Raw genomic sequence first — 277 nt, 5'->3', positions numbered from 1 at the left:
ATGACCGCACCGTCATTCCTTGTTCAACCAGAGAAAGATCTTGCAGCCCGGGCCGTTCCACATATGAGTCAGAGCCCCGATTGGATGCCGATCACCCCGAAAACGGGGTCCTTATTCCATGCCGAAACACACGAGACGTCCATCGTGTTCGACAGGCGCCACGCCAGAACCGCACGGCTCGCCCAGTCGATGATCGCGACGAGATAGAGAAAGCCGCGCCCGATGGGCAGATACGTGATGACGGCCGCCCACGCCTGGTTCGGCCGGTCGATCGTCA

Annotated in this window: 1 pseudogene; it reads right to left on the bottom strand. The window is 60.3% G+C overall.

What is annotated here, in order from left to right:
• Nucleotides 1-119: 119 nt before the first annotated feature.
• Nucleotides 120-277: pseudogene (locus tag AC0L3P_RS40295) on the bottom strand (DDE-type integrase/transposase/recombinase); the annotation flags it as partial.

Source organism: Bradyrhizobium sp. WSM4874, assembly GCF_055811835.1.
The sequence above is the reverse complement of the archived record's forward strand: the minus strand, read 5'-3'. Positions and strand labels throughout refer to the sequence as shown.